This is a genomic window from Methanobrevibacter sp. TLL-48-HuF1, from assembly GCF_023617305.1.
Taxonomy (GTDB): domain Archaea; phylum Methanobacteriota; class Methanobacteria; order Methanobacteriales; family Methanobacteriaceae; genus Methanocatella; species Methanocatella intestini.
The window spans coordinates 1,334,773-1,360,563 of sequence record NZ_CP081485.1 but is presented as its reverse complement, the minus strand read 5'-3'; the positions used below and the strand labels follow the sequence as shown (position 1 = coordinate 1,360,563).

Sequence of the window (25,791 nt, the reverse complement as noted above, 5' to 3'; positions counted from 1 at the left end):
TTAATCCCATCCTTCAACTGGATTGAATGCACCAAATGATCTGGATACGTGAATGTTTTTTAACACTTCAACAGCTTCAGTATCATCTTTGTATGCTTCACCATCAATTCTGTAAATTGTGGTTTTTGATTTTAAGGTTTCTTCATCTAATGGTTCACCTAATACTACTGGTTCGTCTAAGTCTACACCGATTTGGTCTCTTACCATTTCAACATTACCAGTTTCTTTGTTGAATACTTGTCTTCTAAGCATATCAAACATTAAACCATTTTCGTCTAACCTTAAAGAGTGACCGTGTACACCTGCACCTCTAATACCAGTTCTTGCAGTATCGAAGTATTCGGTTTCTAAGAGGTATTTGGAAATACGTTCAATATCTCTTTCCCTAGCTTCGATAACTTGTCTTCCGGATAAAGTACCAGTATCAATTCCTCTGAATCTGTTTAAATAAGACCTTGCTCTTAAGTAAGGTTGAGCTGGTGCGAAGTACATTGAGTCTACAAATTGGATGTATCTAATCCTGTCCCCTGCTTTTGCACCTGCAATAGGGGTAACTAATTCTCTTACAATGTCATCAGGCTCATCCATTTCATCTAATGGTGGGTGAACACTTTTGTATTCTTCACCTGGAGCTCTGTGACCTAATATTTTTACTACGTCTTCATCAGAGATTTCTCTTAACTTTTCTAACTCGTAATCTGGATTACAAAAGTTTCTTCTGTTTTGAGCAACCTGAGAAGTACCTGGATAAATTTGTGCCATAATTATGCATCTCCTAATGCTAATTTAACTTTTCTAATAATTTCATCTAATTTTTCCTGTGAGATTGTTTCTCCACGAATAACTCCACTAACAATATCAACAATGTGTCCTTCTGTTTTAACATCCTCTTCAGATGGCATGACTTTAGAAGTTTTTACACCAATTTTGGCGAAATCTTCACAGTCAACTGGAGATTCACAAATGATAATACAAGGCTTGTTTACATTCCTTAAAATCAATCTAGCTTTGTAGATTAAATGATTTTTGACTCCGCCTAAATGAATAACAAGTAATTTAAAATTACTCATTTGTTCCACTTCCTTATCAGTGAGACCAAATAAGGTACCACCAGAAGCCGGAGCATCATGAGGAACACCTGCACCTGCATTTAATACCATTGTACTAGTTAAAACATTGGATTCACGTAATCCGAAAGTGATTTCACAAACAGGTTTAGTAATATGTCTACGTCCTGGAGACATAGCAACAGCTAAAACTTCAGCTCCACATTCAGCAAATGTGCCTCTTTGTGCAAGACCTCCGCCTTTACCCATACCACCTGTTGCTCTGCAATCAACTACGTGAGTACATCTTCCAATCATTTTAAAAGTCATCCTTTCTAACAATATTTACGTGATCTTCAAAACTTGAATATTGATCAGTCATTCCAATTAATTCATCAGGTAAATCTGCATCCCCATATTTAATTCTATCAGAAACTGTTCTTTCCTTTCTGATGTAATTTGTTTTGTCCTGATTGATATCAAATCCAAAAGGAATATGCTTTTTGCAGATTTCTTCAATTTTTTTAACTGTAGACTCCATTGTCAGTTCAACAAAAATTCTGCCAGTTTTAACTTTAAGAACAACATCTTCGCCATTAATGTTAATCACTCTACGTTCCCTATATTGTGGAGGTAAAGTTTCTTCAGTTTTTGGAAATCTCGGACCATGAATTACAGTCCTTTTAACATCTTCAAGTGATTCAATGTCATTTAACAACTTTTCTGTTGTGTCACTTCCAAGCACTCTATATGGGAATATTTCAATATCCATTTTTTTGCCGTCCATGAAAAATTAGATTTAAATATTAAATTAATTAGATGTCACCTTTAATATCATCAGCTGCTAAAGCAACATATTTGAGAGGTTCTCTAAATTCATCAACTTGACTGTATACTTCTTTAATTAAACCAGAAGTTGCTTCTGGTGAAAAGAGTTGTGTTCCTGCATCTAAGGACATAGCAGCAGCTACACAAGGGATACAGAATCCTTTACTGTGTCTGGTTACAACGTGGTTACCGTTAAAGAGACCAGGGCCTCCTCCACCGTAGATAGAGTGACTGAAGAAAGAGAATCCTACAGCTACACCTTCTGCTCTACCGTAGTCAATACTTGGTAAACCAGTAGCAAATTCAATGTTATCATTGAAGTATAATAAAGTGGATGGAATACCTTGAGCAGCACGAGCAGCACCAATGTTTACCATAACAGCAGCAGTAGCACCAGCAGCAGCATATGCGTTCCATAAAGCTGCGTCATCAGTGTTATAAATTGAGAAATCGGTTAAGTCTTTTTGAGGAGCAATAACTCCGTCAGCTTCAGCTCTAGCGATAGTTCCGTTTACAACACTACCAACAGTACCTTCTTTTGCATTATCTTTTACTAAATCTAAAACCATATTGTCAGCATTCATACCTTGGTAAGCTAAACCTAATAAGTGTAATCTTTCGTATGCACCAATAGCATCACCCATTTCAAACATAGCAGTTTGTTCGAAAATAGATGCTAAAGCAGTAGCTTGGAAAGTGTTTTTTAAGGTAGCAGCAGCAAAATCATTTGCTTTAACACCTCTTAATGCATAACCTGCACCTTCGAGTTTTTGTGGAATGTCTAACATAGTAGCAATGTTGGATCCTTTGTAATCTACGGATTGTGGGTATCTACCTAATACTGCAGCTTTTACGAAGTTTGCATCATAGATACTTACGTCACATACATCAATAATAGCTTGTACTAATGAAGTTGCAGTAGATAATGGAGCAACAGAGTATTCTGCAGCAACATCAATTCTTTTAGATGGAACTTGTACTAATAATCTTTTACCTCCGGAAATAGGTTCAACTTTAGTATCATCATCTTCAGAAATTTGTATCATTTCTTTCATTTTTTCTGCAATTGCACCTGCATTTGCTACAATATCAATATCCAATTCCCTTCCTAATATTTTGGATTTGTCTCCACCGACTGAACCGGTTTTGACAGATTTTTCAAGTCCTTCTAAGTTTACTGCAACAGTTCTTTTTACACCTTTAACAATGTTTTGAATAGCAGTGTTCCTGAGTGGACTTAAAGCTTCGATTGGGACATCAGATACAACTAATGAGCCTCTATCGTCGTATAAATCGACTTTATCATCAAACTTTGCCATTTTTTCCCTCCTAATTAAATAGAGTATTTAATATACCACCTGCATTTGAGTGAAATTTTTCACACAAATTTGGATAAAGCTATACACAATAATTAATTGTAAGATAGCTAACCATATGGTATACAAGTCTTATTTTAATTAAGATATAATATAAACATTACCAATGGGATAATTTAGAAAACTTTATTAACAATAAGCGTTCCTAAAAACTTAGGAAAAATGAAGTCAAAAGTAATACTTTAAAAATAACATATCCCATATTTATTTCAGAGATAATAAAATTAAAAATAATATTTAGAAAAATAAGATATTAATTACTATCTAAAATTATCATATAACAATTATTAGACAATTATTATTTTAAAAAACCAGTTAAATTAATATTTACTAAAATATATCCAACAAAATTTACAATAATACAAAAATGAATAAAATTAATACAATAAATGATAAATTTTTTAAACAAAAAACTATTATTAATTAAAAATACTGTAAAATAATCAAGATTTAGGAAAAACAAAATTATTATAAAAAATAGGCAAAGTAATACTAAATTACTTTATATAATACTAAAAACATAATAAAAATATTATGCAAGTTGTAGCAGATGTTGGAGGAATTCCTGGAAAAGATTGTAATGGTTTTTGTAAATATTGTTACTTTAGAAAGGTAAAAGAAGTTAAAGCATTTGGCTGTGCTCACTGTTTACCTAATAAAATTGGCTGTGACAGATGTAGTAAAGGAATAACCGACTCACAAAGTGAATTTAAATCTCCCTTTGAAGTAATTACAGAAGTTCAAAATGCTTTGATGATGCAACCTAATTTTAGAGAAAAAACTATTAAAGCAAATATCAGCGGAGGAGGAGATGTTAGCTGCTATCCTTATCTTGAAAATTTAACTGCTAATTTAAATCAGTTTTCACTTAATTCCCACTTAGGATATACATGTGGAAAAGGCATTACTGACAGCGCAATAGCTTCCAGATTGATTAATAACGGTGTTGATGAAGTTACATTTACTGTTTTTTCAACAGACCCCAAACTCAGAAAAGAATGGGTAAAAGATCAAAAACCTGAAGAAGCTCTGAAAGCATGTAAAATTTTTTGTGAAAATGTTGATTTAACAGGAGCAGGAGTAATAATTCCCGGAGTTAATGATGGTGATGTACTTAGACAAACATGCAATACCTTAGAAGAATGGGGAGCTAAAGGATTTATCCTAATGCGATTTGCAAATACATTTAATGAAGGACTGATTTTAGGAAACGAACCTATTCTTAAAGGAATTGAATCGCAACCTGTTGAAGAATTTGGGCATTTAGTCGAAGAAATCAATAAAGAATATAACTTCAGAGTAACAGGAACACCATTATGTGATCCTGAAACAGGAGGGCCATTTGCAATAGCTAAAGATGAAAATGAAATATTTTTACAGTTTATTAAAAAAGTAACTGGAGAAGCTACCATAATTACATCTAAAATAGCTGCACCATTCATAAGTAAAATATTTGATAAAATAGATGCAGAGGATGTAAATGTAATAGCTGTTCCAAAAGAGATAGCCTGTTTAATTACAAAAGAAGATTTGGAACAGATTGATTTAAGTGAAGTAAAACAGGCAGTTATCATTCCAGGACGTGCTTTTGTTCATCAATTAGATGCTGAGAGAATTTTAAGTGCTGACGGTATAGAACGTATTGTTGGGCGTGGACCAGATACTTTAACAATAGATGGAGAGCTTAGTTTTGATAAAACCGATGAAAATGTTATTGAAGAAGAATTAACTCAATTTAATGATTTGGTAGATGCTATTAACTTCTTTGGAATGAAAATATAAAAAAAGCAGATGATTTAAGAATCATCAATAATAGAACTTTCAGTATGGATTTTTACTAAAATATAATCATACATGAAAGATTTTTTAATTTCAGCCAAATCAGATAATTTTTTACCTTCTATAACTACATTTTCAATTAATTCATGATATTTATCATAATTTAATTTTACTCTAACTCCGTCAAGTTGAACAGTAATCGGTGCAGGAGATATAACATCTTCAATAGCCGGAACCTGATTTTCAATAGCATTTTTAACTACAATAGAAGGAACAAGTGGTGGATCCAATGCCATTTCTCTTTTTTTATTATTTAAAATTATTTCAATAGTATCCACTAAATCATTAAGAGCTCTTATATCAGGACCTCTTTTAAGCCTTCTTGGAATCCTGCCAAGTCCGCCAACATATGCATCAGCACCTGGAAGTTCTTCAATTGGGATTTCAGGAGCACCAGTTACAATAACTGGAACATTAATATCATCATATAAAAAGGATTTTTCTTGAATACAATTTTTAAAACTGCCTAATGCGAAAACAGCCACATCATGTTCTTCAATTAAGCTTTTTTCTTCTTCAGTAATTCCAGAAGTTCCTTTTCCGTCTCCTCTGGCCAGACCAATCATATTGTCTTTAGCACCGAATTCACGCAAATATTCAGAAATATCACATGCTGCATGAGGCAAATGATGCCTTGCAAGTGTTGGAGATACAATAGCTATTTCAGAACCTGCCATTGGAGCTACTGTTACCTTAGCCAACAATTCTTTAGCCTTGTTTTTAATAATATCCACATCTTCCAAAGGAATAGCTAAATTTAAAACCAATTCCATTTGTAAAATGTTTTCTTGAAGAATGAAACCACCTAAATCTTCAATAAGCTCCTTGACTTCTTCACTTTTATGAACTCCACCAGTATATGTTAATGTTTCATACATGCTAAAAAATCCCTCATATAATTTTATTAAGTAAGTTTTTTACATTATTTCTATATTAACTTTTCCAAAATTTCATATCTTTTTTCAAGTCTTGCAAATGGATTTTTAGATACAAAACTGTGTGAAGAAATCTCAATTAATGGTTTAGTTTCATTTTGAACTTCATTAGCCAAATAATCGGGATATATTACATAATCATAGTTTTTATCATCAATAACAAATCCCATACTTTCAGCAGTGTCCTTTAAAAAGTTAGAATAAACTTTAACGTGAATGCTGTTTTTGATATCATTATTAAGATATTTTTTAGCTAACGGATAATCATCAAAAAATGAAAGTATTTCCTCATCAGTTAACCGGCTGTCAAAATCTATTTTTTTAATACTTTCAAAAATTTGGGCTGATGAATTGACTTTGACTGGAATGGAGTCTATTTCAACCTTACTTTCAGACAATAAAATAGCCAGATTACCATCATCCTTAGTGGGGTGTTTATTAACATTGTAATTTTTTATTCCAACCAATTTTACAAGCTCTTCACACATAGGTGTTGTGACAATTTTCATACTAATAATTATTATAAAAAGTAAAATTTAAAATTAATTAATTTTTATAAATATGAACCATGAAAATTACATTAAGCTTTGAAAAAACACAAACAAAAGATACATCAATAATGGTCGATGCACTTAGGGCAAGTACCACAATTACACTTGCTTTGAATAACTTCAATAAAATCATCCCCTGTTTCACACCAGAAGAAGCATTTGAGTTAAAAAAAGAAGTTAATGGAGTGATAGCTGGTGAAAGAAGTGGAAAACGTGTTGAAGGCTTTGATATTGGAAATTCGCCAAGAGATGTTGAAAATTATAAGACTGATATTGAAACACTTATATTAACTACCAGCAATGGAACCCGAATTCTCAAGGATATGGAATCAACTGTTCTTGTAGGATCTATGGTAAATGCAAAAGCAGCAGCTTATAAAAGCGTGAAAATAGCTGAAAATGAAATTGATGTTGTGATGGCAGGCTATAAAGGAAATTTTGCTCTGGAAGACTTTTTAGCAGCTGGTGAAATTCTTTACTGGATTTGTAATAAGCTAAATAATAACTGTGAAATAAGCGATTATGCAAAAGCAGCTATACTGGCCAGTAGAGATTATAATGCTCTGAAAGAAGGATTTTATACTTGCAATTCCGGGAAAAAACTAACAAGACTTAAATCTAAAAAAGATATTGATTGCTGCGTGTTAAAAAATATAAGTGAAAATGTGGCAGTCTATGAAAACAATATATTAAAATTAATTAAAGATTAGATTTATATACAAATTGTAAAATATATATTATAACATTAATATTAACAGATGTGTTTTTTTTGAAAAGAGAATGTTTAACCATAATAGGAACTGCTCATGTATCTGCAAACAGTGTAGATGAAGTTAAAAATGCAATTTATGAGCAACATCCAGAAATAGTAGCTATTGAATTAGACAAAGGAAGATATACTCGATTGAAAAATGAAATGATGGGTATTAAAGAGGATGACACTATTTCTGTTTCAAAAATTATTAAAGAAGAAAAAGTCGGACTATTTTTAGCTACAACAATTCTTTCATATTTCCAGTCTAAAATCGGAGAAGATGTTGATGTAAAACCCGGATCAGAAATGATTGGAGCTATTGAAGCTGCCCAAGATTTGGAAATTCCAATAGCATTAATTGACAGAGAAATAAATACAACATTACAAAGAGCTCTTAATAAGATGGGATTTGTAGAAAAATTCAAATTTGCATTTAGTTTACTTACTTCAATTTTTTCAGATGATGAAGAAGATGAAATTGATATTGAAGAGCTAAAAAATCCTGATAATCTTGATGAGTTAATGGAATTCTTTAAAGATGAATCTCCAAAAGTATATGAAGTTCTTGTACAGGAAAGAGATGCTTATCTTGCAGGAAATCTTTTAAGAATCCCTCAAGACCATGTGATAGCTGTTGTAGGTGCAGGACATAAACCAGGAATTAACAGATATCTGGACAATCCTGAAACTATTCCTCCTTTAAGTCAATTAGAAATTATTAAAGAAAAAAAAGGAATTCCATGGTTTAAAGTTATTTTAGCTTTAATTCCAATATTATTTATTGTGATATTTTTTCTGGCCTACATTAGCGGGATTAATATAACCTGGAACATTTATGAGTTCATAGTCATAAGTATGATAATGGGATTTGTCGGTTCCATTCTTTCCGGATCAAAAATTCAGTCCGCTGTTGTTGGTGGAATAGTGGCTCCTTTAACTATTATTCACCCATTACTTGCAGCAGGATGGTTTTCAGGACTGGTTGAAGCTAAATATAGGAAAGTTAGAAAAAGAGACATTGGCAATCTTACTAAAGTTGAAAGCTTAAAAGATTTATGGCACAATAATATAGTAAGAATTTTACTTGTTGTAGTTGGAACTAATCTGGGAGTCAGTTTAGCTACACTTGTTATATTGCCTTCACAAGTCTTTATACCATTATTTATGAAAATATTTGGCGGATAAAAAATAATAATTTTTATAAAGTATACTTACATAATTATTAAATAAAAAATTTTAATGGAATTTAATTACTATGTATTTCATATTTCGATGTGACTGCGGAAGAGTATTGTATGCAAAAGAAGGGGTAGCTACCCGCAAGTGTGTTTGTGGAAAAACCCTCAAAGTAAAACAGCGCAGAATATTTAAAAAAGTAGAAACTCGTGAAGAAGCTTCATTAGCAGTTCAGGAAATGCAGGATGAAATATATGGAAACACTGACTTTCAAAGAGCCAGTGATTTATAATCTATAATTTTAACAAAGGTCTGTTTAAAAATGGCTAACGTAATATTTGAAATAGTATTAATAATAATTTTAATTATCCTTACCGGGATTTTATCAATGGCTGAATTAGCTGTTGTTTCGACAAAGAAAGCAAAATTAGAAAAATTATTGAATGAAGGACATAAAAGTGCCCAAATAATCATTGACTTTGCAGAAGATCCAAATCAATTTTTATCTACTGTACAAATAGGAATTACACTTATTGGTATATTAACTGGTGCATACGGTGGAGCTACTTTAGCTGAACCATTATCCCAATTAATTGGACCATATATCCCCTATAGTGGAACAATAAGTATTTTAGTAGTTGTTATTGTTACAACTTATCTAACTTTAGTAATTGGAGAAATTGTACCAAAAGTTATTGCTCTAAATAACCCTGAAAAAGTTTCTTTAAAATTAGCTAAAAGTATGGCCATACTTTCAAAAGTCTGTAGACCAATTAGTGTAGTTCTTGCTAAATCAACTGATTTCGTTTTATGGACAGTAGGTATGAAAAGTACATCTGAATCAATAGTTACAGAAGAAGAAATCGAGTTATTAATTGAAGAAGGAAGAGAAGACGGAACTATTGAAAAAGAAGAAGAAGATATCATTAAAAGAGTCTTTAAATTGGATGATAAAAAAGTTGAATCCATAATGACTCCTAGAAATGAAATTATCTGGGTTAATCTGGAAGATGACAAAAGAGTAAATGAAATCAAAATCATGGAAAGTAAAAGATCCATTTTTCCAATAGCTAGTGGAGAATTAGATGATTTCATCGGTGTTGTTCAAGCAAAAGATATTTTGGCACTTTTATTTAGTGAAGAAAAATTTGATATCAATTCAATTATTAAAAAACCTTTAGTTGTTTCTGAAAATCTTGAAACATTAGAATTGTTAAAAGAATTTAAAGAAAACAAAGAATATGTCCATATGGCTCTTGCTGTTGATGAATTTGGTAGTGTTGAAGGTTTGATAACATTAAACGATTTACTTGAAGGAATTGTTGGAGATATTCCAGGTATTGATGAAACTGATGACCCGATGGCTACTCAAAGAATAGATGGTACATGGTTAATTGATGGAAGATTCCAAATTGACAAATTTAAAGAACTTTTTGATTATGAAAAAGAGTTCCCTGATGAAAAAGAAGATCAATACACTACAATAGCAGGATTTATCTTAAGTTTAAGTGGTAAAATTCCTAATGAAAATGAAGTATACGAATGGGACAGATTCCGCTTTGAAATTATAGATATTGACGGACATCAAATTGATAAAATTCTTGTAACTGATTTAGGTCCTCAAGAAGAAGAAACAGCAGAAGATGTGGAAAATGATTGAATTATTAATACAAATCATATTGCTTGTTGTCGGATTTGCAATTTTAATAAAAGGATCTGACATTTTTGTAAGCGGATCAAGTAATATAGCTACTATTCTAAAAATTCCGACACTTGTAGTAGGATTAACTATTGTAGCTTTTGGTACAAGTGCTCCTGAAGCTGCAGTATCCATATCTGCGTCCATTCAAGGAAGTAATGCACTAGCTGTAAGTAATATTGTTGGAAGTAATATCTTCAATATTTTAGGAATTATTGGTATTTGTGCCCTACTTAAAGAGTTAAAGCTTGGAGAAAATGTACTTGACAAAGACATCCCATTCCTTTTAATTGTTACTTTGCTTGTTGTCGGATTTATATTGCTTAGCTGGAATATAACAAGAATTGAAGGAATTATATTACTGCTCCTTATAATTGGATACACTGCTCATTTAGTATATACATCTAAAAAATCAAAAGGAGCGGATTTTGTTGAAAAACCAAAATTTGGCCTTCCAAAAAGTATTGTTTATGTAATTATAGGTCTTGTTGCAATTATTCTTGGTGCACAACTTGTTGTAAACTCCTCATCATATATTGCAATGGCCTGTGGAATGAGTGAAACATTAGTTGGTTTAACAATTGTAGCTATTGGTACATCTTTACCGGAACTTGTAACTTCCCTAACAGCTCTAAAAAGAGATGAAAACCAACTGGTTATAGGAAATGTGATCGGATCAAATATATTCAATATTTTATTTGTACTGGGTTTAAGCAGTGCCATAACTCCAATTTCAGTAAGTTCAAATATGATTATAGACTTAGGTTTAATGATATTTGTTACAATTTTATGTTTTATATTTGGTAAAACACATAACAAATTTGATAGAAAAGAAGGAATAATCTTATTAGGATTATTCATATTATATATGGCATTCGTGATTCTCAGAAATTAATTTCTTTAGCTCACAGGCCTTACAAATATCAGAAGATGTAGGTTCACCACATAACCTGCATTCATTTAAATTAGATGGAATATCACTTTCAAAGGTTAAAATCTTCTGGAAGGATTCCATAATATTATTTTTTATTCCAGGATATTTATCCTCATTATTATTTAAAAAATCCTTAATTTTAGCTCTTAAAGATAAATGAGAATATGGACATTCATCTAAATGAATATTAATATCATTTAAAATTGCCCAGGTTCCAACTTCTTTTTCAGGAGTGTTCCACAATGGTTTAATACGTGGAATCAACTTTGGATGAATAACATCAAGTTGAGGGCCGAATTTTGAGAATTTAATTAAATCACCACGGGCAAAACTCATTAAAAAAGACTGAATTTCATCATCAAGATTATGACCAGTAGCTATTTTATCTGCCCCAAGTTCATATGCAGTTTTATTTAAAATATTTCTTCTAAAAACGCCACAGGGAATACATGCACTTTTAAATCCTGAGTAAATATCATCCAGTGTAAATCCCTCTTCTGTTTTAAATGATTTTTGAATTAATTCAACATCTAACTTTTCTGCATTATCAATAGCTGAATCAATACCATGCTGACGGTATCCTTCAATACCTTCATCAACACTAATAGCCACTAAATCAAAATCCAAATAATTTTGATAATTTTTTAAAGCATATAAAGTTAAAACACTGTCTTTACCTCCAGACAATGCAACAGCTATCATTTCATGTTCATTTATTAAATTATAATCATGAATTAAATTATTAATTCTTGTAAATATTTTTTCATTAAATTCATTTTTGTTTAATTGAACCATTACTAAATAAATTTATAATAAGATAAATAAATAATTTTACTAGGTGAATTAAAAATGATAAGTGCAGATTTCGCAATATTGCCTGTTGGAACTAAAGATACTGAATGTAAAGAATATGTAACTGCTGCTGTTCAAGCTATTAAAGATTCAGGACTTAACTATCAGTTAACAGGTATGGGAACTCAAATAGAAGCTGAAAACCTTAAAGAATTATATGAAGCAATAGCCAATGCTCAGGAAACAGTATTTAAAACTGGAATTGGCAGAGTTTATACAGTAATCAAAGTTGATGACAGACGTGATTTGGAAAACAGAACTTTAGATGCCAAAGTTGACACAGTAAATAAAATGTTAAAATAAAAAAAAGAAAGAAAATTAGTTAAAGCTGTCACTAGCTTGTTTAACAGCATCAATAACTAAATCCAAATCTTTATGTGTTAATGAAGGATGCACAGGTAAAGAAATTACATGATTTGCAGCAAGTTCTGCATTCTGTGCATTGCCTTCAATACCTAATTTTTTATAAATTGGCTGATTATATAATGGAATAGGATAATGAACACCAGTTCCAATACCTTTTTCAGTTAAGAAATTAACCCAGTCATCTCTTTTTCCTTTTTCAATGAAAATTGTATATTGGTGGTAAACGTGTTTTAAATCATCATTTGAATAAGGAGTTAGAACCCCATCAACATCTTTTAAACCTTCGTTTAAATATTCTGCATTAGCTATTCTTTTATCATTGAATTCATCAATTGAATTTAATTGTGCAAGGCCAATAGCTGCAGAAATATCAGTCATTCTAAAATTATAACCAATTTCATCATGAGTATACTTTATGCTGGAACCGTGAGCTCTGAACATACGTGCTCTTTTAGCTAATTCCTCATCATCAGTAGTTATAATTCCGCCTTCACTGGTAGTCATGTTTTTAGTAGGATAAAAACTGAAACAACCTGCATCCCCAAGTGCACCTACATTTTTACCTTTGTACATTGCACCATGAGCCTGTGCTGCATCTTCAATAACTTTTAAGCCGTGTTTATCAGCAATTTCATTAATTCTATCCATATCTGCAGATTGTCCATATAATTGAACTGGTAAAATAGCTTTTGTTTTATCACTAATCAATGCTTCAATACTATCCGGATCAATAGTGTATGTTTTTAAATCAATGTCTGCAAAAACAGGAGTTGCTCCAGTGTAAACAATTGAATTTCCAGTAGCTATAAATGTAAATGGAGTTGTTATTACTTCATCACCTTTACCTATTCCTGCGGCAAGTAGCGCTACATGTAGAGCAGATGTTCCTGAATTAGTTGCAATTGCATATTTTGTTCCAATCCAAGCAGCAAATTTTTCTTCAAATTCAGCTACCTTAGGACCTTGAGCAATCATTCCTGATTTTAAAACTTCTACAACATTTTTAATTTCTTCTTCTCCAATTATTGGTTTTGCAATTGGAACTTTAATATCCGCCATTTATATCACCAAATCTTAAAAATAGATTAATCTAAACTTACAATAATATTTAAATCTAATAATATTTAAAATATTACTTGATTATTTAAAAAAGTGATAAACTATGGACGAATATAACATTAAAACAGTTGAAGAGGGATTAACAAAAATTCAATTTCCCGAATTCGATAAAATTTCATCTGAGGCACCTGTTTTTTACAATCCACATATGGAATTAAATAGAGACATTTCTATTTTAGCTCTTCAAACTTTTCAAAAACAAGAAAATCAAGACATAAACATTTGTGATTTGTTTGGAGGTAGTGGAATACGTGGTGTTCGTTATAAAAATGAAATTAATGGAGTGGACCATGTTTTTATAAATGACATTAGTGAAACTGCAAATGAATATGAAAGACATAATGTTAAATTAAATAATTTGGAAGACATTGAAATATTTCAACATGATGCAAGTATGTTTTTAAGAATGCACAGAGGAGAATTTGATGTTATAGACATTGATCCATTTGGAACTCCTTCCCCATTTTTAGACTCTGCAGGATACTGTTCACGTAGAAATTCACTGTTATGTGTTACAGCTACTGATACTTCTGCATTATGTGGAACCTACAAAGAACCGTGTATTCGCAAATACAATGCAAAACCTTATAAAAGCGAATATTGTCATGAAACCGGAATCCGTATATTGGCAGGATTTGTAGCCCTTACACTGGCCAAATATAGTAAATCCATAGAAGTTAAATTATCCCACAGTACTGAACATTATATGAGATTATATATAGAAGTTAAGAAAGGTTCCAAAAAAAGTGATGAATGTTTAAAAAATATAGGATACATCAGTCACTGTAAACATTGCCTATATAGAGAACAGAATAAAGGATTAGCTACATCTACACCAGATATCTGTCCTGAATGTGGTGAAAAATTAATTCAGGCAGGACCTTTATGGCTTGGAGATATTCAGAATGCAGAATTTATTTCAAAAATGATTGAAGAATCTGAAAATAAAAAATTGAATACAAAAGAAGATGTTTTAAAACTACTGGAAAGTTGCCGTGTAGAAGCGAAAAGCCCTGCTACATTCTATGACGTGCACAAAATCTGTAAACTCCTAAAAATCAGTGCACCAAAATTAGATCTGGTATTTGACAACCTTGAAAAAGAAGGATTTGAAGCTGTTAAAACACATTTCAACCCTCTTGGAATAAAAACAAACGCTCCACTAAAAAAAATTAAGGAAATAATAAAAACTTTGTCATCATCAAATTAAACAAATATTCAAAATACACAAATAGTGAAAAAACTAGATATAGCCTATGAATTATTTACGAACACTAAATAAACCATAGTTTTACCTCTATCCCTTTTTTTAATAAAAATAAAATAAAATATATGCTGATACAATAATAACTTTTCTTATAATATAATCATTTAAAAAAATACTTAAAAAAATAGATAATTTACAATATACTGCCAATTGTATATTAATTTAATAAAAACAAAAAGACATGATTAATATTCTAATTATATTCAAAAATATGTAACTAATGATTTACAACAAAACCCATTATTTTCCGAATGCCATTTAAAATAATATTAAAAAAATTAAAAAATGTACGAATAATTTATATAATATAAACATAAAACATTAATATGCCTATATTATTTGTTTATTCAGATAAGCAATTAATATAGTCATTTAGAGAGGTTATGAATATGGCTAATGAAAATAAAGAATTTATCAAATTAGATGATATTGATGTTAACATTTTGAAAATAATAAATGAAGACGTCAGAACATCTTATAGACAAATATCACGTAGTTTAGATGTATCTGTTGGAACTGTTCACAATCGTATCGATAAAATGGTTAAAAGCGGAGTAATCAAAAAGTTTTCACCAGTAATTGACCATGAAATATTAGGATATGTCCTCACAACCATAATTGGAGTAAGGGTTAAAGGTGGAAAACTCAAAAACTGGGAAGAAAAAACTTACTTTAATAAAAATGTAGTTGGAATCTATGATGTAACTGGGGAGTATGATGCTTTTTTAATAGCTAAATTCAAAGATACCAATGAATTAAACACATTTATTAAAGATTTAGTTAAAGACCCTAATATAGAAAGAACATATACTCAAACTGTATTAGACGTTATAAAAGAAGATATGGGTTCTTCAAACATATTATAACTTAAATTATAATTTATTAAACCAAACCATCACAACATTCCTTTAAACAATATTACACCAAATAACTTATTTTTACTTGTAAAAAATTGCCAAAAATAAGCTTAAAATATATAAGTTTCAAAAAACATAACATTAAAAATCAATTATATAATAGAGGTTATTAAATGGCAGTTTGTTTACCTGACACCCAAGATGATACTCCCAGCATACCTATTAAATTAACAAGAGTAGGTGTAACTGGAGTTAAAAAATTATTGCAACTCGAAAGAAATAACAAAAGACCTATAATTTTAGTACCTACATTTGATGCATTTGTAGACTTACCAAACGATCAAAAAGGAGTGCATATGTCTAGAAACCCTGAAGCAATTAGTGAAGTATTAGATGAAGTAGCTAATGACAGTTCAGTGGAAGTAGAAACATTATGCGCAAAAATCGTGAGTAAAATGATGTCAAAACACGAATATGCAAAACGTGTTGAAATATCAATGACTACTGATTATATGTTTATGAGAGAATCACCAGTAACTAAAAATAAAACACAAGAAATGGCTAAACTTAAAGCTAAAGCTATTGGTTACAGAGAAGATGGTGAAATTAAAATTAGAAAAAGCATTGGAGCTGAAGTTATTGGAATGACTGTTTGCCCATGTGCTCAGGAATCTGTAAAAGAATCAGACAAAAATAAATTATTGGAATTTTTAGATGAAGAAACTACACAAAAAGTATTAGATACTGTGACTTTTGCTTCCCACAATCAAAGAGGTGTTGGAACTTTATTAATTGAAGTTCCAGAAGGCAAAGAAGTTAAAGGTGAAGACATAATAGAAATAATAGAAGAATCCATGAGCTCCCCAGTCTGCGAATTATTAAAAAGACCGGATGAAAATGCTACAGTTTTAAATGCTCATAAAAAACCTGTTTTTGTCGAAGACTGTGTAAGAAATATGATGGAAAAAATAGCTAAAAAATATGCTGATTTTCCGAAAGACACTCTAATCACATCACGTCAGGAAAATCATGAAAGTATCCACAGACACAATGCTTTTGCAGAAAAAGTAACGACAATGGGTGAATTAAAAGAAGAATTAAGGATCTGATTAAATGCAAAAGTTTTATGAAGTAGCAGGAGAAGTAATGGGGTTTTTTGATGCATTTAAAGGATCAAGACCTGCAATTGACAATGACAAAATCCTAATCGTTAGAGGAAGATCAAGAAAAACATTAGATGTTAATGACTTTAACTCAAAGCTTAATGAAATTGGAAGCATAATAAACGGTAAAGAAATTGAATCCGATTCTAAAAAAATCACCAAACTTTTAGAAAGCGGTGATAAAAGCATACAGGAAAGCGAAGGTCAGACAACAAATATAGACAAACATGGCCTAGAAAGAATGCAGGAAGAACTTGAAGCTATGGGTCTTATAGTTGAGTATAAAGCTTTCGAATTACCATGCTGTTATGCTGTAATTGCAATATGGCAGGATAAACATGGATACCCCCCATTATATGTTGAAGTAACAGTTTCAGAAAAAGAAGAATAAAACATGCAAAGAAAAGAAAAAATTCTCCAGATATTGGAATCAACTGACAGTCAGATTATTGATTTCATGAACAAAGCTTCAGAATATCGGGAGAATAACCTTATTACATACTCTAAAAATATTTTCATTCCCTTAACTGAAATCTGTAAAAATGATTGCGGTTACTGTAATTTTAAAAAAACTCCTGATGATCCTACTGCAATTATTCTAAAAACAAAAGATGAAGTATTGGCTAGTTTAAAAGAAGCTGAAAAATATGGGTGCAGTGAAGCTTTATTTACATTTGGGGAAGATGCTGATGAAGAAGAATCAGTAAAACAGAAATTAGCTGAATTCGGGTATGAAAATATTGTAGATTATGTTTTTGATATTTGTAAAATGACTTTAAATGAAACTACCTTACTACCTCACACAAATGGTGGTAATTTTAGCTATGAAAATCTAAAAAAGCTAAAAGAAGTTAATGCTTCTATGGGTATGATGCTTGAAAGTACATCTAAACGATTAATGAAAACAATAGCACATAATAAAAGTCCGGGTAAAAACCCGGAAATCAGATTAGAAACAATAGCCAATGCAGGAAAACTTAAAATACCTTACACTACCGGAATTTTAATTGGAATTGGTGAAACAAAAGAAGAAATAGCTGAGTCATTATTAGCTATCAGAGACCTGTATGATAAATACGGGCACATTCAAGAAGTAATTATCCAAAATTTCACCACCAGCCCAGGAATTGAAATGGAAAATTGGGAAGAACCTACTTTTTTAGATATGGTAAGAACAGTAATGGCTGGAAAACTGTTATTTAAGGATACAGACGTGAGCATTCAGGTCCCACCTAATTTAAACCATGACACTGCCCAAATATTTTTACTTTGCGGTGCAGATGATTGGGGCGGTGTTTCTCCAGTAAGTCATGATTATGTAAATCCGACCTCTCCCTGGCCAACTCTAAATGAATTAAACAGACTGACACAAGATGCCGGATTTGAATTAATCGAAAGATTGTGTGTTTATGAAAAATACGTTAATGATAAATGGCTAAATAAAACTTTACTTGAAAAAATAGCTAATTTATCCTAGCATCACATACTACATGAAATACTCCCGGAGAGTATTTCTTAACTTTATTTAATTTTAAAAATTCCACCTGCCTGTCTCCAGCCAGTTCTTTAATTCTATTTATCGGACGGATATCCATTAATTTTTCAGGAACTGTTTCATGATAATGAATAACTCCACCTTTATTTAAGCTATCAATAGCTACTTTTAAATAATGGTGAGTTGTTTTTACATATCCCATTATAATCCTGTCTGCTTTATAATCCGGAGTTATGTTTATACAGTCTCCAAGTAAAGGAGTAATATTGCTTATTTTATTTAATTTAATATTTTCCTTTAAATAATGAAATGAATTAGGATTAATTTCTATCGAATAAATCTGTTTTGCATTACTGTGAACTCCTATTGGAATTGAAAAGTAACCTATTCCTGCAAACATATCAATTACTGTTTCATTATCCTCAACAAGTTTAGCTATTCTTATTCTCTCATTGTTATTTCCTTTTGACCACATTACTTTTTTTAAATCCAATTTAAAAAGACATCCATTTTCTTTGTTGATTGTTTCAGTATCATTACCATATAATAATTTTATAACAGGTTCTCTTTTAGTCCCATAAATATGGTCAACTTTCATAATGGTTTTTACATTATGTTTATCTGAAAGTTCTTTTAATTGTGTATCTGATTGTACAGTGAATTTATTGTCTAATATTAAAATATCGCCTATTTTTTTCCATTTCATTAACAAAACTCCATTAAAGCATCTTAAAAAGAAAACTTTATATATGTAAATACATAATGTAATATTAGTTAGTTTATACTAATTAATTGATTCTGATTTTATAAATATTAATAATTAAAAATTACGTGTTTATATAAAATTTATGTATAACCTACAATATAGTTGAAAAATACAAATATTTTAAATACTTACATGAGGTGTTTAACATGGATGATAAAATATTAGAAGGTACAACAACTGTAGGAATAACCTGTAAAGATGGTGTTGTATTTGCTAGCGAAAGAAGAGCTAGTATGGGAAACCTTGTAGCTCATAAAGTCGCAGAAAAAATATTTAAAATAAATGATCATATCGTAACAACCATTGCTGGTAGTGTTGGAGATGCTCAAAATTTAATGAAAATAATTGAAGCAGAAGTTTCTCTTTATCAAATGAGAAATAACGACCACATGAGTGTAAAAGCTGCTGCATCAGTAACAGCAAACATTTTACGTTCCGGCCCAATGTATGTGCAAACATTACTTGGAGGAATGGATGGAGATAAACCTTCATTATACTCTCTTGACCCTGCAGGAGGCATGATTAAAGACACATACATATCCACCGGATCAGGTTCTATTGTAGCATATGGTGTTCTCGAAGACAGATACCATGAAGAAATTACAACTGACGAAGGATTAGAAATAGCTATAAGAGCTATCAAAGCTGCTAGCGAACGTGACACATTTTCAGGAAATGGATATTTAGTAGCTAAAGTAACTAAAGACGGCTTTGAAATGTTAGATAAGGAAAAGGTTAATGATATTGTAGCGAAAATATAAGACTATTTTTCATAACTAACTACTTTTTATATAAATGTGTAAATAGTTTATGAAGTTTTTAACTAATTATAGCAAACAAGCTTTTTCATGGACTATATTTACACAATACTTTTTTTTGAAGGGATTATATGACTTCAGAGATTTTAGAAGATATCAAAAAAGAAATAATGGACAAGTTACCAAAAAATGCTCAGGTTTCAAAAGTAGAATTTGAAGGTCCTGAAGTGGTACTTTACACTAAAAACCCAGAAATTATAACTGACAATGGCGATCTTATACGATCATTAGCTAAAGAACTTAGAAAAAGAATCATTATCAGATCTGATAAAAGTGCATTATTAGGTCCTGAAGAAACAATTAAAAAAGTTCATGAAATAGTTCCTGAAGGAGCAGAAATTACAGACATTTACTTTGATACAGTTACTTGCGAAGTAGTTATCACTGCAAAAAAACCGGGACTTGTTATTGGAAAATATGGTGTAACCTCAAGAACAATTGTTAAAAATACCGGATGGGCACCTAAGATTTTAAGAACACCTCCAATAAGTTCCGATGTTATTGGAAAAATCAGAACTACCTTAAAAAGTAGCAGTAAAGACAGGAAAAAAATGTTGCAGCGTCTTGGTAGACAAATACATCAAGGTACCAAACATCCTAATGATTGGGCTAGAGTAACCTCAATGGGTGGTTTTAAAGAAGTTGGACGTTCATCAATGCTTTTACAAACCCCGAACAGTAGAGTATTATTAGATTGTGGTGTCAATGTAGCTGCATCAGATAATAAAAACGCATTTCCATACTTAAATGTTCCTGAATTTTCAATTGAAGAGTTAGATGCAGTCATTATTTCACACGCTCACTTAGACCACTGCGGATTTGTACCATATCTTTATCATTATGGATATGAAGGACCAATTTACTGTACAACTCCAACAAGAGATTTAACAACACTTTTACAGCTTGATCACTTAGATATTGCTCACAGAGAAGGTAATCCTTTACCATTCAATGTAAAACATGTGCAAAAAGCTATTAAACATACAATAACCTTAGATTATGGTGAAGTAACTGATATCTCACCAGATATTAGATTAACCCTCCATAATGCAGGACATATTTTAGGTTCAGCTATTTCACATATGCATATTGGTGACGGAGCTCATAATTTAGTTTATACTGGAGATTTCAAATATGAAAGAAGCAGATTACTTGAACCTGCAACATTCAGATTCCCACGTGCTGAAACTGTAATCATGGAAAGTACATACGGTGGTCGTGAAGACATACAACCTTCAAGAAACTCTGCAGAAAAAGAAATGATGAAAACTATCTACAAAACTTTAAAACGAGGAGGAAAAGTTTTAGTTCCAGTATTTGCTGTAGGAAGAGCACAAGAGCTTATGGTAGTGCTTGAAGAATACATGAGACATGGAATGATTGATGAAGTTCCTATTTACATCGACGGTATGATCTGGGAAGCTACAGCCATCCATACTGCAAGACCAGAATATTTAAGTAAAGATTTAAGAGATCAAATATTCCACATGGGCAGAAATCCATTTATCTCAGATATGTTTAATAAAGTTCAAAATCTTGACCAAAGAAAAGATATTGTTGAAAGCAACAGTCCAGCAATTATTTTATCCACTTCAGGTATGTTAACTGGAGGTAATTCAGTTGAATACTTTAAATGGTTATGTGAAGATGACAGAAACACATTAATATTTGTAGGATATCAATCTGAAGGTTCATTAGGTAGAAGAATCCAAAAAGGATGGAAAGAAGTGCCTCTTGAAGAAGACAATAAAACAAAAGTATTCAATGTTAAAATGGAAATCAAAACTATCAACGGATTTAGTGGACACTCCAATAGGCGTCAATTAATGGATTATGTAAAAAGACTTAATCCAAGACCGGATAAAGTCATTACCTGTCATGGAGACCCTTATAAAACAACAGACTTGGCTTCATCAATACATAGAAGTTATAAAATTGAAACCAAAAGTCCTGTGAATTTAGACAGTGTAAGAATACACTAATAAATAAATACTAATTGAGATAAATATAATAATATAATTTAAATTTTTATTAATTTTAAAAAATAAAAATACCACTAGGTGTTAAAAAAATGGTTACTTATTCAGAATCCGGTGTTGATATTGACCTTGAAGCAGTTACTGTTTCAAAACTTGCATCAAAACTTAAATCAACATTGGAATATAGAGATATAATAACTGATAGCGGACATTATGCTGCTTTAGTTAGATTAGGCGATAAAGCTATTGCAATGAGTACTGACGGAGTAGGCAGTAAAATTTTAATTGCTGAAATGATGAACAAATACAATACTGTAGGTATAGATTGCATAGCTATGGTTGTAAATGATATTCTTTGTGTCGGTGCAGAACCAATAGCACTAGTAGATTATCTTGCAGTAGAACAACCTGATCCTGAAAGAGCCGAAGAAATAGCTGAAGGTCTTGTAACAGGAGCAAAAGAATCCAGAATTTCAATAATTGGTGGGGAAACTGCATCACTTCCGGGAATAATAAAAGACTTTGATTTAGCTGGAACCGGAATAGGTTTTGTAGATGTGGATAAAATTATTACTGGAGAAGATATTGAAGCTGGAGACGTTTTAATAGGCATTGAAAGTAATGGTATCCATTCAAACGGATATAGTTTAGCTAGAAAAGCATTATTTGATGATGGCGGCTTTTCAATCGATGACAAAATGCCTAATTGTGATACAACTATCGGAGAAGAATTAATAAGACCAACTGAATTATATGTCAAACCAATAGTTGCTTTATTTAAAGAAGAATACGAAATTCATGGATTAGCACATATAACTGGTGGAGGTTTTACTAACCTTAGACGCTTGAAAAAAGGTGTGGGATATAATATTTATGACCTTCCAGAGGCTCCAGAAATATTTAAACTCATATACCAACAAAATGTCCCTCTTGAAGAAATGTACAAAGTTTTCAATATGGGTGTCGGTTTTGTTGTAATTACCAGTGAAAATGAAGCTGAAAAAATAATGAAAACTTTAAAAGAATACTGTAACTGCCAAATTATCGGTAAAGTAACTGATGATGAAAAAATTACCGTTAAAACTTTTGAAGGCAGCGAAGTTACATACTGATTCAATAACTATAAGGAGAGTGAAAACATGAAAATAATGAAAGATAATGAAATAGCTCTTGTAAAAGAAATATTAAAAAAATTAGGAGCTAGCGAAGAAGACAGCGAATTGGTAGCAGAAGCTACAATTGATGCAGATTTAAAAGGATTTACTTCACACGGACTTGGCAGATTCCCACAATACTTGATTAGTATTGAATCAGGAACTATAAACTTAAAAGATAACATAACTATTGAAAAAGAAACTCCTGCTATTGCTTTAATAAATGGTAACAGCGGATTTGGACAAGCTGTTGCATATAAAGCTATGAAATTAGCTGTAAAAAAAGCTAAAGAAGTAGGTATCGGATGTGTAGGTGTACACAATTCAAACCATTTCGGAGTAACTGGATTTTACTCAGATATTGCAGTTAAAGAAGGAGTTATTGGAACTGTACTTGCAAATACTGATCCTGCAATTGCTCCATTTGGTGCAAGTGAAGCACTTATTGGAACAAACCCAATCGCTATCGGTATTCCAAGTGATTCATACATTGCAGTAGATATGGCTACATCAGTTACTGCACGTGGAAAAATATTAGAATCAAAAAGAAAAGGATTAGAATTACCTGAAGGTTGGGCACTTGATAAAGACGGAAACCCAACAACTGATCCAGAAGCTGCCCTTGAAGGTTCAATTTTAGCATTTGGTGGATTTAAAGGATATGCATTAGCATTTATGATTGAAATTTTAACCGGACCTTTAGTAAATGCTGAATATGGAAAAGGAGTAACTGGTACAGCTTCACCAACTAAAAACTGTACAAAAGGAGATTTATACATAGCTATTGATCCAAGTAAATTCGGTTCAATGGAAGATTTCAAAGCAAAAACTACAGATTTCTGTAATCAGGCAAGAGCTGCAGGAGAAAATGTTTCAATTCCAGGAGATTTAGAAGTTAAAAAAATAGCTAATGCTGAAGCTAATGGAATGGAAATAGATGAAAAATTATATGAACAATTAAAAGAAATCTGTGACGATTTAGATATCGACTTTGATTCCTACTTAGAAGAATAAATTTATTCTTCACTATTTTTTATATTTAGCATAAAAACCATCAGTATCTGCATATATTGCATAAAAACCATAATCTTCTGCTTTTTTCATTGCTCTTTTAATATATTGCCTGCCCCATGAAGTAATAGCTTTTGCACATTCATAAGAATACCATCTGAAGCGGGGAAAACCATAAATACCATACATAGTATTAGCTAATCTTTTTATAGCATGTTGCTGCACATCCAACGTCTTTTTTTCAGTAGGATCAACAGATGCTTTCATAGCTTTTTTAATTTTAAATCTTTCATTGAGAATTTTAGATATAACTGATGGAATAAAACCTTTCGGATTCTTTTTAAATTTTAAATCATGTTCAGGAGAAATATTGTAATCTTCCCTATTTTCAACATCTCCAACAACCAGCATGTCTGGAGAAATGTTTTTTGAAATAATTATACTTGGATACAGACTTCTAAAATCGAACTGCACTAAATTTTCATGTAATCCAATTTCAGGTTCTTTAACATATCCCCCTTCATTATCTTCTTCAGCTGCCCTAATTGCAAAGTTTGACCCTCCAGGCTTGTTTGGTACAACCTCATTGTCAAAATATGCTTCCTTAACTAAAAACCATTCAGCTTGCTGACCAGTAGCCATACGACTTAAGTCAAAAAGAGGCTGACCTACAATACGGGTAAGTTCCAGATTAAGCGGAAGTGTCTGCTGAGCAATTTTTAAAGTGGAGACAACATCATCTAAAGAATAATCAAATAAATCGTCCAATTGTGTTGAATCACTATCCCAATACTCCCAAATATGCTCTCCAGGAACATCGACCTTTTCTTCCCCGAATAATTCATAATAAACTCTTTCTAAAGTATATCTTTCCAGAGTCATGTATCTTCTCATAACAAGATACAAATCAACATGGATTAAACCTTTAAAAGATGCTGCATTTGCAAAACCCCTTCTAATAAATTTAATATTAGAATCATCCATTCCCAAATCCAGGTCAATACCATGACTTTTAGCTCTATCCTTAAGATATGGAAAGTCAAAATTATCAGAATTATATCCTACAATAATATCAACATTGCTTTTTTTAACTATGTCAATAAATGTTTCAATCATTTCTTTTTCAGATGCTACCTGATTAACAAAGTCATCTCTGTCTTCGGAATTTGTTTTAGTTGAAATAACCTGATTTATTCCAAAATTACTGGCAACTCCAATCATAATTATTTCATCAACTTCAGAATTCGGCATTCCATGAGGATTCCTAACTTCCAAATCAAAACTTAAGATTCTGAAATCCTGTAAATCATCCCCCACTCTTTCAAGAGGTTTGGTAAGTTTAATAATTTCCAAATCGTGTTTTTTAGAATCCAAATTTAAAAAAGAATCGATTTTTTCCCCGCAGGCTTTAACTTCAGTCATTGGAATAACATCACGGTCAATTAAATATCTTCTATAAAAAGGAATATCATGTTCTCTTATATGGTCCACCTGATCCAAATCACGTAAAGCATCCCTGTTTTTAGCTAATTCCTGAGGATTTAAAAAAGTCACTTTTAAAAATGTTTTTTCCACCTGAAAATCCTTTTTAATAACCTCTTCAATATGTATACCATCTAAAGTATCCAGAATCTGTTCCTGACACTTTTTAACATTATCTTTAGGAGCGACATACAAATAAGGCTCAAAGCTATCATCCAATAAAACTATATTTTTATCTTTATCTTTTGAAAATAAACGAATTACAGGCTTATTTTCATAAGTAACATAGTCAATATCTAAAATAACAACATTTTTTTCCATTGT

Annotated in this window: 26 protein-coding genes; 16 read left to right on the top strand and 10 right to left on the bottom strand. The window is 31.3% G+C overall.

Going from position 1 to position 25,791, the window contains the following annotated elements; all coding sequences use genetic code 11:
• Genes mcrG through mcrB form a run of 4 tightly spaced genes read right to left on the bottom strand, consistent with a single transcriptional unit; the run spans position 1 to position 3,193 of the window.
• On the bottom strand, positions 1-762 hold the full coding sequence (gene mcrG / locus K4897_RS06385; RefSeq protein WP_019264906.1) for a coenzyme-B sulfoethylthiotransferase subunit gamma: 762 nt from the start codon (positions 760-762) through the stop codon (positions 1-3).
• Between the two features lie 2 nt (positions 763-764).
• Entirely contained in the window at positions 765-1,376 is a 612-nt protein-coding gene (gene mcrC / locus K4897_RS06380) for a methyl-coenzyme M reductase I operon protein C (RefSeq protein ID WP_004035805.1), read from the bottom strand.
• A complete protein-coding gene (mcrD, locus tag K4897_RS06375) occupies positions 1,366-1,833 on the bottom strand; it encodes a methyl-coenzyme M reductase operon protein D (protein ID WP_004032915.1) in 468 nt (155 codons plus the stop codon). Before mcrD ends, mcrC begins: the two co-directional genes overlap by 11 nt.
• Before the next feature lie 28 nt (positions 1,834-1,861).
• Complete coding sequence (gene mcrB / locus K4897_RS06370; RefSeq protein ID WP_004035807.1) at positions 1,862-3,193, bottom strand: coenzyme-B sulfoethylthiotransferase subunit beta; 1,332 nt, start codon at positions 3,191-3,193, stop codon at positions 1,862-1,864.
• 591 nt (positions 3,194-3,784) lie between these two features.
• On the opposite strand from mcrB, the gene mmp10 reads away from it, so the two are divergent.
• Positions 3,785-5,032 (top strand): methyl coenzyme M reductase-arginine methyltransferase Mmp10, encoded by a 1,248-nt coding sequence (mmp10, locus tag K4897_RS06365; RefSeq protein WP_019264908.1) that lies wholly within the window; start codon positions 3,785-3,787, stop codon positions 5,030-5,032.
• 14 nt (positions 5,033-5,046) lie between these two features.
• Here mmp10 and K4897_RS06360 read toward each other — a convergent pair whose 3' ends face one another.
• Entirely contained in the window at positions 5,047-5,967 is a 921-nt protein-coding gene (locus tag K4897_RS06360; protein WP_019264909.1) for a methanogenesis marker 7 protein, read from the bottom strand.
• 50 nt (positions 5,968-6,017) lie between these two features.
• Positions 6,018-6,533, bottom strand: coding sequence for a hypothetical protein (locus tag K4897_RS06355; RefSeq protein WP_019264910.1), 516 nt, complete (start codon positions 6,531-6,533; stop codon positions 6,018-6,020).
• Between the two features lie 59 nt (positions 6,534-6,592).
• On the opposite strand from K4897_RS06355, the gene comB reads away from it, so the two are divergent.
• The 5 genes from comB to K4897_RS06330 all read left to right on the top strand — a co-directional run bounded on the left by comB (position 6,593) and on the right by K4897_RS06330 (position 11,099).
• On the top strand, positions 6,593-7,285 hold the full coding sequence (gene comB, locus K4897_RS06350) for a 2-phosphosulfolactate phosphatase (RefSeq protein WP_019264911.1): 693 nt from the start codon (positions 6,593-6,595) through the stop codon (positions 7,283-7,285).
• 50 nt (positions 7,286-7,335) lie between these two features.
• Positions 7,336-8,514 (top strand): TraB/GumN family protein, encoded by a 1,179-nt coding sequence (locus K4897_RS06345; protein WP_250415745.1) that lies wholly within the window; start codon positions 7,336-7,338, stop codon positions 8,512-8,514.
• A 70-nt stretch (positions 8,515-8,584) separates the two neighbouring features.
• Positions 8,585-8,797, top strand: a complete 213-nt coding sequence (locus K4897_RS06340) for a DUF1922 domain-containing protein (protein ID WP_019264913.1) — start codon at positions 8,585-8,587, stop codon at positions 8,795-8,797.
• A 30-nt stretch (positions 8,798-8,827) separates the two neighbouring features.
• The gene (locus K4897_RS06335) at positions 8,828-10,165 is read left to right on the top strand and encodes a hemolysin family protein (protein ID WP_019266695.1); all 1,338 of its coding nucleotides are present in this window, start codon (positions 8,828-8,830) and stop codon (positions 10,163-10,165) included.
• The gene (locus K4897_RS06330; RefSeq protein WP_019264915.1) at positions 10,158-11,099 is read left to right on the top strand and encodes a calcium/sodium antiporter; all 942 of its coding nucleotides are present in this window, start codon (positions 10,158-10,160) and stop codon (positions 11,097-11,099) included. Before K4897_RS06335 ends, K4897_RS06330 begins: the two co-directional genes overlap by 8 nt.
• Here K4897_RS06330 and K4897_RS06325 read toward each other — a convergent pair.
• Positions 11,067-11,933 carry a TIGR00269 family protein gene (locus K4897_RS06325; RefSeq protein WP_250415744.1) on the bottom strand — a complete coding sequence of 289 codons (867 nt, stop codon included), beginning with the start codon at positions 11,931-11,933 and terminating at the stop codon, positions 11,067-11,069. The genes K4897_RS06330 and K4897_RS06325 overlap by 33 nt on opposite strands.
• A 54-nt stretch (positions 11,934-11,987) precedes the next feature.
• On the opposite strand from K4897_RS06325, the gene K4897_RS06320 reads away from it, so the two are divergent.
• Complete coding sequence (locus tag K4897_RS06320) at positions 11,988-12,293, top strand: MTH1187 family thiamine-binding protein (RefSeq protein WP_250415743.1); 306 nt, start codon at positions 11,988-11,990, stop codon at positions 12,291-12,293.
• 15 nt (positions 12,294-12,308) lie between these two features.
• On the opposite strand, the gene K4897_RS06315 is transcribed toward K4897_RS06320, so the two are convergent.
• Positions 12,309-13,415, bottom strand: a complete 1,107-nt coding sequence (locus tag K4897_RS06315) for a DegT/DnrJ/EryC1/StrS aminotransferase family protein (protein WP_019264918.1) — start codon at positions 13,413-13,415, stop codon at positions 12,309-12,311.
• 103 nt (positions 13,416-13,518) lie between these two features.
• Between K4897_RS06315 and K4897_RS06310 the strand changes: the two genes are divergently transcribed.
• The 5 genes from K4897_RS06310 (at position 13,519) to cofG (ending at position 18,239) form a co-directional block, all read left to right on the top strand.
• The gene (locus K4897_RS06310; RefSeq protein WP_250415742.1) at positions 13,519-14,685 is read left to right on the top strand and encodes a tRNA (guanine(10)-N(2))-dimethyltransferase; all 1,167 of its coding nucleotides are present in this window, start codon (positions 13,519-13,521) and stop codon (positions 14,683-14,685) included.
• 446 nt (positions 14,686-15,131) lie between these two features.
• Complete coding sequence (locus K4897_RS06305; protein WP_019264920.1) at positions 15,132-15,608, top strand: Lrp/AsnC family transcriptional regulator; 477 nt, start codon at positions 15,132-15,134, stop codon at positions 15,606-15,608.
• Positions 15,609-15,772: 164 nt separating this feature from the next.
• Positions 15,773-16,708: a GTP cyclohydrolase MptA gene (gene mptA, locus K4897_RS06300; RefSeq protein ID WP_019264921.1), complete on the top strand. Its 936-nt coding sequence runs from the start codon at positions 15,773-15,775 to the stop codon at positions 16,706-16,708.
• A 4-nt stretch (positions 16,709-16,712) separates the two neighbouring features.
• The gene (locus tag K4897_RS06295) at positions 16,713-17,153 is read left to right on the top strand and encodes a DUF2120 family protein (RefSeq protein WP_019264922.1); all 441 of its coding nucleotides are present in this window, start codon (positions 16,713-16,715) and stop codon (positions 17,151-17,153) included.
• A gap of 3 nt (positions 17,154-17,156) precedes the next feature.
• Positions 17,157-18,239 (top strand): 7,8-didemethyl-8-hydroxy-5-deazariboflavin synthase subunit CofG, encoded by a 1,083-nt coding sequence (cofG, locus tag K4897_RS06290; protein ID WP_094516352.1) that lies wholly within the window; start codon positions 17,157-17,159, stop codon positions 18,237-18,239.
• On the opposite strand, the gene K4897_RS06285 is transcribed toward cofG, so the two are convergent.
• A complete protein-coding gene (locus K4897_RS06285) occupies positions 18,226-18,963 on the bottom strand; it encodes a class I SAM-dependent methyltransferase family protein (RefSeq protein WP_019266700.1) in 738 nt (245 codons plus the stop codon). The genes cofG and K4897_RS06285 overlap by 14 nt on opposite strands.
• 206 nt (positions 18,964-19,169) lie before the next feature.
• Here K4897_RS06285 and psmB point away from each other — a divergent pair, with 206 nt between their 5' ends.
• From psmB to comC, 4 genes are all read left to right on the top strand, one after another.
• Positions 19,170-19,784, top strand: coding sequence for an archaeal proteasome endopeptidase complex subunit beta (gene psmB, locus K4897_RS06280; protein ID WP_019264924.1), 615 nt, complete (start codon positions 19,170-19,172; stop codon positions 19,782-19,784).
• A gap of 128 nt (positions 19,785-19,912) precedes the next feature.
• Entirely contained in the window at positions 19,913-21,823 is a 1,911-nt protein-coding gene (locus K4897_RS06275) for a beta-CASP ribonuclease aCPSF1 (RefSeq protein WP_019264925.1), read from the top strand.
• An 89-nt stretch (positions 21,824-21,912) separates the two neighbouring features.
• Positions 21,913-22,932, top strand: coding sequence for a phosphoribosylformylglycinamidine cyclo-ligase (gene purM / locus K4897_RS06270; RefSeq protein ID WP_250415741.1), 1,020 nt, complete (start codon positions 21,913-21,915; stop codon positions 22,930-22,932).
• A gap of 27 nt (positions 22,933-22,959) precedes the next feature.
• Positions 22,960-23,988: an L-sulfolactate dehydrogenase gene (gene comC, locus K4897_RS06265; RefSeq protein ID WP_019264927.1), complete on the top strand. Its 1,029-nt coding sequence runs from the start codon at positions 22,960-22,962 to the stop codon at positions 23,986-23,988.
• 12 nt (positions 23,989-24,000) lie between these two features.
• Here the strand turns inward: comC and K4897_RS06260 are convergent, their stop codons facing one another.
• Positions 24,001-25,788, bottom strand: coding sequence for a DNA-directed DNA polymerase (locus tag K4897_RS06260; protein ID WP_250415740.1), 1,788 nt, complete (start codon positions 25,786-25,788; stop codon positions 24,001-24,003).
• Positions 25,789-25,791 lie beyond the last annotated feature (3 nt).